Source organism: Mycobacterium sp. (assembly GCF_035570115.1).
Lineage (GTDB): Bacteria > Actinomycetota > Actinomycetes > Mycobacteriales > Mycobacteriaceae > Mycobacterium.
The window spans coordinates 1-12,362 of record NZ_DATMLH010000079.1; the positions used below are offsets into that span (position 1 = coordinate 1).

13 protein-coding genes and 1 riboswitch are annotated in these 12,362 nt (G+C 67.0%); all 13 genes read right to left on the reverse strand.

What is annotated here, in order from left to right:
* Positions 1–2,351, reverse strand: a 2,351-nt coding sequence (gene gcvP, locus VNW74_RS05990) for an aminomethyl-transferring glycine dehydrogenase (RefSeq protein ID WP_325675685.1), incomplete at its 3' end; no start/stop codon positions are given.
* Positions 2,352–2,525: 174 nt separating this feature from the next.
* Positions 2,526–2,623, reverse strand: a riboswitch (glycine riboswitch).
* A gap of 27 nt (positions 2,624–2,650) precedes the next feature.
* The gene (locus tag VNW74_RS05995; protein ID WP_414686607.1) at positions 2,651–3,295 is read right to left on the reverse strand and encodes a MerR family transcriptional regulator; all 645 of its coding nucleotides are present in this window, start codon (positions 3,293–3,295) and stop codon (positions 2,651–2,653) included.
* 278 nt (positions 3,296–3,573) lie between these two features.
* A complete protein-coding gene (locus VNW74_RS06000; protein ID WP_085195536.1) occupies positions 3,574–4,068 on the reverse strand; it encodes a bifunctional nuclease family protein in 495 nt (164 codons plus the stop codon).
* A gap of 107 nt (positions 4,069–4,175) precedes the next feature.
* Positions 4,176–4,919: a MerR family transcriptional regulator gene (locus tag VNW74_RS06005; RefSeq protein WP_325675686.1), complete on the reverse strand. Its 744-nt coding sequence runs from the start codon at positions 4,917–4,919 to the stop codon at positions 4,176–4,178.
* On the reverse strand, positions 4,919–5,392 hold the full coding sequence (garA, locus tag VNW74_RS06010; RefSeq protein ID WP_325675694.1) for a glycogen accumulation regulator GarA: 474 nt from the start codon (positions 5,390–5,392) through the stop codon (positions 4,919–4,921). The genes VNW74_RS06005 and garA overlap by 1 nt, the downstream gene beginning before the upstream one ends.
* 187 nt (positions 5,393–5,579) lie before the next feature.
* Positions 5,580–5,975, reverse strand: coding sequence for a glycine cleavage system protein GcvH (gene gcvH / locus VNW74_RS06015; RefSeq protein ID WP_325675687.1), 396 nt, complete (start codon positions 5,973–5,975; stop codon positions 5,580–5,582).
* A 24-nt stretch (positions 5,976–5,999) separates the two neighbouring features.
* Positions 6,000–6,887: a DUF881 domain-containing protein gene (locus tag VNW74_RS06020; RefSeq protein WP_325675688.1), complete on the reverse strand. Its 888-nt coding sequence runs from the start codon at positions 6,885–6,887 to the stop codon at positions 6,000–6,002.
* A gap of 16 nt (positions 6,888–6,903) precedes the next feature.
* Positions 6,904–7,236 carry a small basic family protein gene (locus VNW74_RS06025; protein WP_324440481.1) on the reverse strand — a complete coding sequence of 111 codons (333 nt, stop codon included), beginning with the start codon at positions 7,234–7,236 and terminating at the stop codon, positions 6,904–6,906.
* Between the two features lie 64 nt (positions 7,237–7,300).
* Entirely contained in the window at positions 7,301–8,218 is a 918-nt protein-coding gene (locus VNW74_RS06030; protein WP_325675689.1) for a DUF881 domain-containing protein, read from the reverse strand.
* Positions 8,211–8,840: a CDP-alcohol phosphatidyltransferase family protein gene (locus VNW74_RS06035; RefSeq protein ID WP_325675690.1), complete on the reverse strand. Its 630-nt coding sequence runs from the start codon at positions 8,838–8,840 to the stop codon at positions 8,211–8,213. Before VNW74_RS06035 ends, VNW74_RS06030 begins: the two co-directional genes overlap by 8 nt.
* Before the next feature lie 34 nt (positions 8,841–8,874).
* On the reverse strand, positions 8,875–11,220 hold the full coding sequence (gene secA2, locus VNW74_RS06040) for an accessory Sec system translocase SecA2 (RefSeq protein WP_325675691.1): 2,346 nt from the start codon (positions 11,218–11,220) through the stop codon (positions 8,875–8,877).
* 83 nt (positions 11,221–11,303) lie between these two features.
* On the reverse strand, positions 11,304–12,116 hold the full coding sequence (locus VNW74_RS06045; RefSeq protein ID WP_325675692.1) for a GNAT family N-acetyltransferase: 813 nt from the start codon (positions 12,114–12,116) through the stop codon (positions 11,304–11,306).
* Between the two features lie 3 nt (positions 12,117–12,119).
* Positions 12,120–12,362 (reverse strand): thiamine pyrophosphate-dependent enzyme (locus VNW74_RS06050; RefSeq protein ID WP_325675693.1); only part of this gene is annotated, 243 nt, incomplete at its 5' end.

A 12,362-nucleotide genomic window follows, 5' to 3' on the forward strand; every position in this document is an offset into this window, starting at 1 on the left:
GGGTAGTACTCGTCGAGCCGGCGGGCGATGTAGTTGGCCGACGCGATCGCCGTCAATGACGCGGCCCGCAAGCCGTCGGCGCCCATCATCCTGATGTAGGCCCAGGTGATCGGCAGGATCGAGGCGGACCCGTAAGGCGCCGACGACACCGGATGCCCCTGCGGAAGCTCCGGGGCGTACGGGTGACCGGGCAGGAACGGGGCCAGGTGCGAACGGGCCGCCACCGGACCGACACCCGGCCCACCGCCGCCGTGCGGGATGCAGAACGTCTTGTGCAGGTTGAGGTGGCTGACGTCGCCGCCGAACTTCCCGGGCCGGGCCAGTCCGACCAGCGCATTCAGGTTGGCGCCGTCGATGTAGACCTGGCCGCCGGCCTCGTGCACGGCCGCGCAGATCTCGGCGATGTCCTGCTCGTAGACGCCGTGGGTGGACGGATAGGTGATCATCAGCGTCGACAACCGGTCGGCGTGCTCGCTGACCTTGGCACGCAGGTCGTCGAGGTCGACGTCGCCGTTGTCGCGGCAGGCCACCACGACCACCCGCATGCCGGCCAGCGCGGCAGACGCGGCGTTGGTGCCGTGCGCGCTGGACGGGATCAGGCATACGTCGCGCTGCGGTTCGCCGCGGCTGGCGTGGTAGGCGTGAATCGCCAGCAGCCCCGCGTACTCGCCCTGCGAACCGGCGTTGGGTTGCAGCGAGACCGCGTCGTACCCGGTCATCTGCACCAGCCAGGTCTCCAGATCGCCGATCAGGCGCAGCAGACCCGGAGTGTCGGATGCCGGAGCGAAGGGATGCTGACGCGCGAACTCCGGCCAGGTGATCGATTCCATCTCGGCGGCGGCGTTGAGCTTCATCGTGCACGAGCCGAGCGGAATCATGCTGCGGTCCAAGGCGAGATCCTTGTCGGCAAGCGCGCGCAGATACCGCATCATCGACGTCTCGGTGCGGTACCGGCTGAACGCCGGGTGGGTGAGGAACTCCGACGTTCGGGTCGCGATATCGGCGGAGGCCGGCTCGGTGGCCGACACGCCGAAGGCGTCCACGACCGCCGCCACGTGGTCATCGGTGGTGGCTTCGTCGCAGGCCACCGACACATGGTCGTCGTCGACGCGCCACACGTTGATGCCGTGGGCCTTGGCGGCGGCGATCACCTCGTCGGCGCGGCCGGGCACCCGGGCCAGCACGGTGTCGAAGTACGCGTCGTGTACCAACGCGTCGCCGAGTGCGGCGGCGATGGTCTCGGCATGGGCGTGTACCCGGCGGGCGATGCCGGCCAGCCCGTCGGCGCCGTGGTAGCTGGCGTACATCGCGGCCATCACCGCCAACAGCACTTGGGCGGTGCAGATGTTGCTGGTCGCCTTGTCGCGACGGATGTGCTGTTCGCGGGTCTGTAGTGCCAACCGGTAGGCAGGTGAGCCGTCCGCATCGACGGAAACACCGACCAGCCGGCCGGGCAGTTGACGGGCGTGCTTAGTGTGCACCACCAGGTAGCCGGCGTGTGGACCGCCGAATCCCATCGGCACACCGAAGCGTTGCGTGTTGCCGAACGCCACGTCGGCGCCGATCTCCCCCGGCGGGGTGAGCAACGTCAGCGCCAACAGGTCCGCGCCGATGGCCACCAACGCACCGCGGTCGTGCGCCTCTGACACCAGCGCGGACCAATCGGTGATCCGGCCGCTGGCGCCGGGTAGCTGCGCGATGACGCCGAAGAACTCGCCGTCGGGTAGGCCGCCGCGCAGGTCGGCCGTGACAATCTCGATGCCCAGTGGCTCGGCGCGGGTGGCCAGCACCGCGGCGGTCTGAGCGAACACGTCGACGTCGACGGCCAGCCGGGTGGCGCCACCCTTGACCGCGCGGTGCATCAGCGTCATCGCCTCGGCGGCCGCCGTGCCCTCGTCGAGCATCGACGCGTTGGCCACTTCCAGACCGGTCAGGTCGGCCACCATGGTCTGGAAGTTCAGCAGCGCTTCCAGCCGGCCCTGGCTGATCTCCGGCTGGTATGGCGTGTAGGCGGTGTACCAGGCCGGGTTCTCCATGATGTTGCGCAGCAACACCGGCGGCGTGAGCGTGTCGTAGTAACCCTGCCCGATCATCGACACCGCGACCGTGTTGGCGTCGGCTAGTGCCCGCAGCTCGGCCAGTGCCTGCGCCTCACTGGCGGGCGGGGGCAGCTGATCCAGTCCGGGCGCGGCGCCGGTGTCGGTGAGCTTGTCGAGAATCCCGGCGGGTACCGCGCGACGCGCCAATTCTTCCAGCGAGTCGACACCGATGACCTCGAGCATGGCCGCGACGGCATCGCTGTCCGGGCCGATGTGTCGGTCGGCGAAAAGCGGGTTGGTGTAGTCGGACACTCTCAGGACTCCTGACGTGAGGCGGAACCGCACCTGTTGCTTCGCGGTGCGTTCCTCTCCCTCTGTCGTCTACCCGAACCGGGCGCCTGAGAGATTCGACATCCGCGGCGACGTGATGTCTTTCCCCATGGGCGGGCGACCCGAATGCCGGGCCACCGCTTTCCAGAGGCATCGGGGTCTTGCGCGGTCCGGGTGCCTGAGAGGTTGACGGAGAGGTGTTGCTCCTTCGGCGTCCGTGGCTGGCGGCCACGAAGCTCTCCCGCGCAAAGGCGATGCAGTGCCGATTTTACAGGGCCGGGTCAGCCGATCTTGCGGTCGCGGTGCTTCCGGCGGGAGGCCAGCTCGTCTTCCGGGGCGGTGATGGCCTCGCCGCCGTCGGCGCGTTCACCGGGGAAGTCCGCGATGGCGCCGGTCAACTCCCGCATCGCTCCGGAGACGGCGATGCCGAAGACGCCCTGCCCCCCCTGCAACAGGTCGACGACCTCCTCGGCCGAGGTGCACTCATAGACCGTGGTGCCGTCGGAGAACAGCGTGATGTTGGCCAGGTCCTGCACACCGCGCTGGCGCAGATGGTCGACGGCGACGCGGATGTTGTGCAACGAAATGCCGGTGTCCAGCAACCGCTTCACGATCTTGAGAACCAGGATGTCCTTGAACGAATACAGCCGTTGGCTGCCTGACCCCGCGGCGCTGCGAATCGACGGCACTACCAGCGACGTGCGCGCCCAGTAGTCCAACTGGCGGTAGGTAATGCCGGCGATTTGGCACGCACTCGGGCCCCGATAGCCGACCAATTCGTCGGGCACCGAGTCGTCGGGGAACAAGCCACCTTGCACGGGTTCGCTCGGCGCGCGGACGGCCTGATCGGGCTGGGTTGCTGCGGTGTCGTCGATCGCGGTGACGGACTCGAGGTCCAATTGGTCGTGACGTGGTTGGTCTCCCACGGTGCTTCCTCTCGCCGATCACGCTCGTTACGGGCTGCCGGTAGCCGCGATTGCTCAGCCGAGTGCTTGTGAGCATACGCTTTTCGACACGCTGTGGTGTTTCTAGAACCAATCAGGCACTAATCACATCGAGATCAAAGTATGGCCGTCTTCACGGTGACTCGCAGCCATCCGGCGGGCGTGTCGAGGTCGAACTCGCAGATGAGACGCATCCGTGATGTTGCCGCGCCCGGCGCCGGTGGCACACCACGCGCGTCGTGCAGGTTGCTGACGTGCTGTTAGGTGGCTTTGAAGTCGTCGGGCGAAACGCTGTCCAAAAACTCTTTGAACTTCTCCACTTCGTCTTCTCGGACGGCGGTGGAGGGCTCCTCGTCGCTTTCGTCGGGAATCAGTAGGCCCGCTTCCGCGAGAACCGCCTCCTCGACGTAGATCGGCACCCCGACCCGCAAAGCGATGGCAACCGAGTCCGACGGCCGCGCCGAAACGGTGATGTTGCGGTCGAAGATCAGATCGGCGTAGAAAGTGCCTTCTTGCAAGTCGACGATCCGCACTTCTTTCAGCGAATGGCCAAGCGCGGCAATGAGATCCCGGATCAGGTCGTGCGTCAACGGGCGCGGCGGCTCGACTCCCTGCTGCTCAAGGGCGATCGCCGCGGCCTCGGATTGGCCGATCCAGATCGGCAGGTACCGGTCACCGTTGGCCTCGCGCAGCAACAGGACCGGCTGGTTCTGCGGCTGCTCGACGCGAATGCCGACAACGCGAACTTCACCCATCTATGTCTGCCCTCCGCACGTGCTGCCCTGTCCGTTCAGACCTGGCCCGACGTCGCGGTGGGAAGACCAAGCCGCCGAACACAAGCTGTCGAACGAAGTCTAGTCCTTCAGCGGTGCAGTACGTCGCGCACTGCCGACTTGATCAACGACGTGTGCAACGTGATTGCCAGCGCGGCGACTTCCCGCGCCAGGTCGTCGGCGCGGTCACGGGCGCCGGTCTTGCCCGCCTTGACAAGCGGACCGGCGATTTGCGCGATCAGGTCGGACTGCCGATCAGCCGCCGAGCGGAATGCCCTCAGGTGACGTGGTTCCACCCCATACTCGGCGAGCGCCCGGGCGCACTGCAGGATCACCACCGCATGCTCGTCGAAGAAACTCCCCGGTCCGGTGGTGATCACCCCCGCCTTGAGCAGCGCCGTCAACAGCTCGGGATCCACCCCCGAGCGCTCGAGCAGATCTTCGCGGCTCAACCGGATGCGGGTGGGCGCCACCGCTGCGGGATCCGAGCCCGATTGACCCGGCTCCGCACTCCCGACGGAAACCAATCGCGGTACCCCATAAGGCGATCCGGCGAGCGGTAACTCGCCATCGGGCTGGGCGTCTAGCTGCGCTTTGATCACCTTCAGCGGCAGGTACTGGTCCCGCTGAGCCGTCAGAATGAACCGCAGTCGTGCGCAGTCATAAGCGGTGAACCGGCGATAGCCCGATGCCGCCCGCTGCGGCGTGACCAGACCCTCGGCCTCCAAGAACCGAATCTTGGAGATCGTCACATCCGGAAAGTCTGGCCGGAGCAGGTCGAGGACCGCTCCGATCGACATCCCAGCCAGTGCGGGGGCCTCCGGCGCGGTCACTAGCTTCCGGGCCCTCCGTTGTCGTCACCGACCTTGGGGCCGGTCAAGAACACCAGGCGAAATTTCCCGATCTGAACCTCGTCGCCGTTTGCCAGGACCGCCGAGTCGACGGGCTCCCGGTTGACGTAGGTGCCGTTGAGGCTGCCAACGTCCACGACTTGGAACTCGTCGGTTTCCAACCGGAATTCCGCGTGCCGCCGGCTCACGGTGACGTCGTCGAGGAAGATATCGCTGTCGGGATGGCGGCCCGCCGAGGTGGTCGGCTGGTCGAGCAGGAAGCGAGAGCCCGCGTTCGGTCCCCGTTTGACGACCAGCAACGCCGAACCGACCGGAAGTCCCTCGACGCCTGAGACCGCGGTCTCCGCGCCCGCTTGTGCGGGAGCGTCCAGTTCGTTGAGGAAGTCGGCGCGGAAGACCGATGTCGTCTCCACGGTGACTTCGTCAGAGGTCTGGTCGTTGTCCTTCTCCGTCACCCGCTGCTCCTCACTGGCCGCTGCTGCGTTGTCTGGTTGGGCCCGCTCGACCGGTTTCCCACCCGCCTTGACCGTCGATGTGTCGACCGTACCGCGCACGCGACGCCAATGTGCCGTCCCCCGCCGGATCGGCGCGTGCATCTCCCCCGGCGCGGTGCGTCGGCGGCGCAGGGAACGATAACAAGGGTCATTCGGCCAGGGTGGCGCGGTAGGTCTCGGCGTCCAGCAGCGCCGCGAAGTCCTGCTCGACGGACCCACCGTCGACTTCGAGGTCGATCAGCCAGCCGGCGCCGTAGGGATCGGAATTGACCAGCTGCGAGTTGCCATCCAGATCGCCATTGACGGCAACGACTTTCGCCGAAACGGGTGCGAACAAGTCCGACACCGACTTGGTCGACTCCACCTCGCCGAAGGACTCCCCCGCGGTCACCTCGGTACCCACGTCGGGCAGCTGGACAAACACCACGTCGCCAAGCGCCGACTGCGCGAAGTCCGTGATCCCCACCCGAACGGTGTTTTCCCCGGTACGGCGAATCCACTCGTGTTCGGCGGTGTAGTGCAAATCAGGCGGAATTTCGCTCACGGTGTTCCTGTCTTGGTCGGTTACTCACTTGACTGGCTGAGCGTATTGGCGCGGTTTTGGTTGCCGCAAGGCGGTGATGTCCACTTTGTCGCCCTGTTGGACCGACATGGTGCCACCGACACGTTTGACGCTGTCGACCGCACCGCCCGGAATGTTCATCGCCGCCGCGAGCGTCGGCGGATCGCCAATGGCCAGAACCGAATACGGTGGCATGAGGGTTTTGCTGTCGACGGTGAGGGCGCCGGGAGCTCCGACGATCCAGGTGTCGACACCGGCTCGCACCGCCTGGCGGCTGTCGCCGATCTGGATCGCCTCGGCCCCGGCCGCCCGCAACTCGTCGATCACGTCGAGCATCGCCTCGGGTGCCACACCTGGTCCGGGGTCCTCGATCCGCACGGTGACGCCCGGACCGGTGGCCCCGACGGTGCCGATCAGGATCGACAGCGCGGCGAGCCGAGCCTGGGCATTCTGGATGGCGGCCTGGTCGCTGGTGCCGGATGCCTGCAGGGTTGACAACGTGCGCTGCAACTCGGCGACTTCGGTGCTCAACGTCGCCTCACGTTGCCGCAGTGAGTCCAACAGCACCAGCAGGTCGGCCGGACGGGCGGTGTCCAACGAGTCACCGGAATTGTTTTGGTGGACCTGGGTGGCGATGGCGGCCCCCAACAGCAGGCACAGCAAGACCGCCAGCGTGCCGAACACGGTCCGGCCGCGCCGCAACATGCCGAAAAATCCCGTTGGCTTCAGCTCCCCGATGTCGGGACGCGGTTGGTGCGGCTGTAGTTCATGCCTGCCGTGCTCCGCAGGGTCGTCGGCGCCGTGTTCCTGCTGGGCCGGGGTCACGTCGGCTTCGGGCTCGGACTCCTCGGACCCGTTGCCCCGCGGTGCGCCTTCGGAATTGGGGTCGCTCATGACGGCCTCATGTTTGTTATGCCCCGAACAACCGGCGCCGCAACGCAGCGGCGTTACCGAAGATGCGGATGCCGAGCACGACGATGATCGCCGTCGACAATTGTGTGCCGACGCCCAACTGGTCGCCGACATAGACGATCAGGGCGGCGACCAAGACATTGAATACGAACGACACCACGAAAACCTTCGGGTCGAAAATCCGCTCCAGATAGGCCCGCAGCCCGCCGAACACCGCGTCGAGCGCGGCGACCACCGCGATCGGCAAGTACGGCTGGATGACCTCCGGCACGCTGGGATGAAACACCAAGCCCAGCACGATCCCGACGACCAGCGCCGCAATACCGATCATCGGTGCTCCGCTCTCCTCACCGGCAGTTTCGACGCTGCGCGTCGTGCCACTAGAAATTTCACCACTAAGACCCGATCTTCTTCGCGAACTTGACATCTCGGACCGCCCCGGCGGGCAGCGTGAGGCCGTCGCGGGCGCTGACGTCGACACCGACGCCGTAAGACCTCTCCAAGAGGCGTAGCCGGCGCAGGCCGGGGCTGTCGTCGAAAACATCTTGCATGGCATGCGGGGGTCCGACGGCTAGGACCGGGTAAGGGCTGCTGATCGGATTATTGTCGACCAATATCGCGCCGCCGGCCTGCCTGATGGTCACGTTCGGCCCGATCCGCACGCCACCGACAGAGATCGCTTCGGCGCCGCTGGCCCACAACGAATTGACCACCAGCTGCAGGTCCCGGTCGAGGATGATCTGCCGACTGCCGGCTACCCGCTGCTTGGACACGTCGGAAAGATTCGGGGCCAGGCCGGGATCGGTCACCGTCACGCTCAAACCCGGGCCGGTCACCGGGGTGCTCGCTGCGGCCAGGCTGAGCCGGTCGAGGTTGGCCAGTAGCCGCTGGCCCTCGGCGTCCTCGGCCAACGCCCGCCGCTGAACGTCATCACGTTGCGCCGTCAGCGCATTCCGGCGTGCCGTTAAGTCGCTGGTGGCCGCCTCCTCTGAACGCACGCTGCCCGCCAGCACTCGCTGGGCCGCGCTGACGCCCGGCGCGACCAGCCGAGCCTGGGCAACGGCGCCGGCGAATACCGTGGCCACCAGCAACGCCGCCAACGCTTGCCATACCCAGTTCCCAACGCGGGCCAGTCCGGTCGGCGGCTCGGCGGAGTGCTCGCGTTTGGCTGCCGCGGCGGCGTAACCGGGATCCAGGTGCTCGGAGAGCAGCGCACGCAGCAACGACGGCACCGGGATGAACTGTGGTCGGCCCGCTTCGTGGGCGCTGAGGCCCGCGTACGGGTCGTAGCCGCCGAGCACCTGGTCAGCCATCGACGTCGGCCCTGCTCGCCAGCGGCTTTCCGCGGCCGGCCCGCACTGGGGGCAGCCGGCGCATCACCAACACCACCTGCACCGCATACAACACGAATGACCACAGGTAGAAGTACGTGCCCCAGATAAGAAAAGCCCAGCCGCAGGCCAACACGACCCGACTCCACAACGCGTCCCACTGGCCCAGCAGGATCAGCGGAAACGCCGACATCAGGGCGAAAGTCGCGGCTTTGCCGATGTAGAGCACCGGCAGCGCGGTGAACCCGCGGGTGCGCAGCAGCGGCAACTCCGCGGCCAGTAGCACATCCCGTGCCAACAACACGGCGATGATCCACCACGGGACGATGCCGCGCAGCCCCAATGCGATCGGAACGGTCACCATGTAGAGCCGGTCGACCGCCGGATCCAGCAACGCCCCCAGTTTCGAGGACTGGTTCAGCAGTCGAGCGATCTTCCCATCGGCCCAGTCCGATGCGCCGCTGAACATCAAGACGGCCACCGCCCAGGCGTTGGCGTGGGCAACCAGCAGCAGGTACACGAAGACCGGGATCAGCACCAGACGGATCCCGCTCAGCGCGTTGGGCACCGTGAGGAGCCGGTTGTCTGCGGGCCGCTGGCTCATGACCGGTGACCCTATCGGAAGGTGCCCGGCAGCCTCAGCGGAAGATGCCGGGCAGGCTCAGCGCGGAAAGCGAGTCGTCGGCCAGCGGGTTGTCGTGCACCATGTACGTCCAGGTTGACGTCGGGCGGGCCAGCTTGGACAGGTCGACACCGGGTTCGTCTTCAATCGCCGGAGAGGTTTCGAACGTCTGCTGGGCCGCCTCGATCGCGTCGGCGGCCAGGGACGCGAACGCGTCGACGGCCATCCGGTGAAATTCGTCCAGCGGGTTCTGCCGACCGAGGGCGCGCAGGTGGATGCTTTCCCGGATGTCGGCCAGGTAGGCCAGGTGGTCGGCCCAGCCGCGGTCGAGGTGATACAGCATGATCAGCCGGCAGATGGTTTCCAGGCGGTCTTCCGAAAGGTTTACCGGATCTTCGGAAAGCTCCTGGTAACGCTCCGGCGCCAGCTCGGCCAGCTCCTCACGGGCGGCGGCGGTGCTGAGCAGCGCGTTGCGCCGCTCGACGATGATCGCGCGCTGCGCAGCGGTCAACTGGTTGTAGCGCCAGGTGTTCGCGTGCACGTCCAGAAGCCGGCCTTCGGCAATGCGCTGGGCATGCTCCAGCAGCCCGGCGACCTTCGGGCCGACGATGCGGCCGTCCACGTCGGTCTGGGTCGGCAGCTTGTTGGGTTCCAGGTTGGCCGCCGCAACGTCGTCTTCCCAGCTGGAGAAGAACACCGACGAACCGGGGTCGCCCTGACGGCCGGCGCGGCCGCGCAGCTGGTTGTCCAGTCGCTCGGTGTTGTGGCGACCGGTGCCGACCACGTGCAAACCACCGAGCTCGACGACCTCTTTTTTCTCAGGGTCGTGGTCGCCCACGCCGGAGCCGCCGAGCCGGATGTCGGTGCCGCGGCCGGCCATCTGCGTCGACACCGTGACGGCCCCGAGCTTCCCGGCCTCGGCGATCACCCCGGCCTCTTCGGCGTCGTTCTTGGCGTTGAGTACCACCGCGGGGACACCGCGGCGCTGCAGCCGCTCGTGCAGCTCTTCGGATTCGGCCACGTCATGGGTGCCGACCAGAACGGGCTGTCCGGTCTCGTGCACCTCGATGATGTGGGCGATGATTGCGTCGTTTTTCGCCGCCGCGGTGATGTAGACCCGGTCGGCCTCGTCCTCGCGAATGTTCGGCGTGTTCGGCGGTATCGGTGAGACGCCGAGCTTGTAGAACTGCCGCAGCTGCTCGCCGGCGGCCAGCGCGGTGCCGGTCATGCCGCAGACCGTCGGATACCGGTTGATCAGCGCCTGCACCGTGATGGTGTCCAGCACCTCGCCGGTTTCGGTGGTCTCGATACCTTCCTTGGCCTCGACGGCCGCCTGCAGACCGTCCGGCCAGCGTTGCAGCTGGGCAATGCGCCCGCGGGAGGCGTTGATCAGATGTACCGCGTCGTCGCGCACGATGTAGTGCACATCGCGGTGCAGCAGGACGTGCGCGTGCAGTGCGACGTTGACCTCGGTGAGTGTGGTGCCGACATGCTCTTCGGAGTACAAATCGATTCCGCCGAGCTGCTTTTCGACTTTGTGCGCCCCGGCCTCGGTCAGGTGGACGTTGCGGCCGTCGGTGTCGGTGTCGTAATCCTCGCCCGCATGCAGCTCACCGACCAGCCGAATGATCTCCAACCGCGGCGTCTCCCGATGGGTGGTTCCGGCCAGCACCAGCGGAACCAACGCCTCGTCGACCAGCACCGAGTCGGCCTCGTCGATCAGGGCTACGTCCGGGTTCGGCGACACCAGGTCGGCGACATCGGTGACCAGCTGATCGCGCAACACGTCGAAGCCGATCTCGTTGACCGAGCCGTAGGTGACGTTGCATTTGTAGGCTTCACGACGTTCGTCTGCCGTCGACTCGGCGGTGACCCAGCCAACGGTCAGGCCTAGCGCCTCCAGCAGCGGCCCCATCCACTCGGCGTCACGGCGGGCGAGGTAGTCGTTGATGGTGACGACATGGACGTGCCGGCCGCCCAATGCGTACCCGGCGGCGGCGATCGCTCCGGCCAGGGTTTTGCCCTCGCCGGTTGCCATTTCGATCACGTCGCCGGCCAGCATCCGCAGCGCGCCGAGCAGCTGCACATCGAACGGCCTCAGCCCGGTGGAGCGTTCGGCCGCCTCCCGTGCGATGGCGAGGAACTGTGGGATGTCATCGGATTCGGCGAGGTCGCTGAGGTCGAGCAGGCCGGCGGCTTTGCGTAATTGCTCGTCGTCGAGGTCGGCGGCTTTCTCGTCGAACTCTCCAGAAGCGCTGGCCTGGGCCAGTGAACGGCTTTGATTCTTCTCCGCGCTGGCGCCGAGCAGCCGCCAGAATCGGCTACTCAGGCGGCCCGACGGAGCGTTGGTGGTCTTCGGCACAGGTCAACGGTACCGGCCGGCGACGATGCAGGGCGGGACGCCCTGAGGTGGGGGCCCTCCGAGCGCGGACGAACCAGCGAGGCTCATCGCCCCGCCGGGAAATCGATCCGCAGCCAGTCGCTGACGGGCTCGAAGCCGATGCGTTGGTAGATGGAGTTCGATACCGGGTTGGCCAGATCGGTGAAGAGCACCACGTCGATGGCCCCGGCGTCGAATGCCCACTGCGCGGCTGCCGCGGTGACCGCCGAACCGTAGCCGTGTCCGCGCAGCTCGACGGGCGTGTACACCGGTCCGATTCGTGTCACACCGGCAACAGGTCCGCGGGCCGCCGCCAGGCTGACGGGCGCATCGTGCACTTCCCACAGCACGATGGGAGCCGCCCGTGGGCGCGGCTCGCGCGGCACATCGCCGCGGGCCTCGCGGTGGAACTCCGTCAGCCAGGCGTCAAGCAGGGTCGAATCAGCATCGGTAGCCATCCGGTGGGTGCCCTCCACAGCAATGGGCGGGCGCAGCGACCCCAACCGGTAGAGACGTTGCTCCATGCCCACCGTGCCTTCGCTTCCGGTAGCCGTCTGCCAGGCATTGGCGAATTTTCTTGCCGCGGAGCATAATCCGTGGACGCCGCTTAGCTCAGGTCTGATCCGCGCCACCTCGGCCACGACGCTGTCGATGGCGTGATCGGGCAGCCCGCTGGATAACAGGGGCCGGGACGGGGTCTGCATTGCCGCGCCAACAGGTGCTCCATCGCTGCAAACGATCAGCAAGAGCGGATCGACCGGCGGGATCGTGCCGTGCAGGACGGTCAGCTCGATAGTGGAGTTGACCGGATCGCGGCGGTAGAGCGGGTCCGCGGCCGCGCGAAACTCCTCCACGATGTCGTATCGCCGGATCTCCATGACTCAGGCCAGATTCGAGCGGCGGGGATAGGCCACGTCAGGGTCGGTGAGCACATTGACGACGGCGGGCAGGCCGCTGCCGAGGGCGCGTTCCAGCGCCGGCCGAAGCTCGGCCGGCGTCGACACCAGCTCGCCATGCCCACCCAGGGCACGGACTACTTCGTCGTAGCGGGTTCCGGGGCGCAGTTCGGCCACCACCGAATAGCCGTACAAGGCTTCCATGGGGTGTTTCTCCAGGGCCCAGAT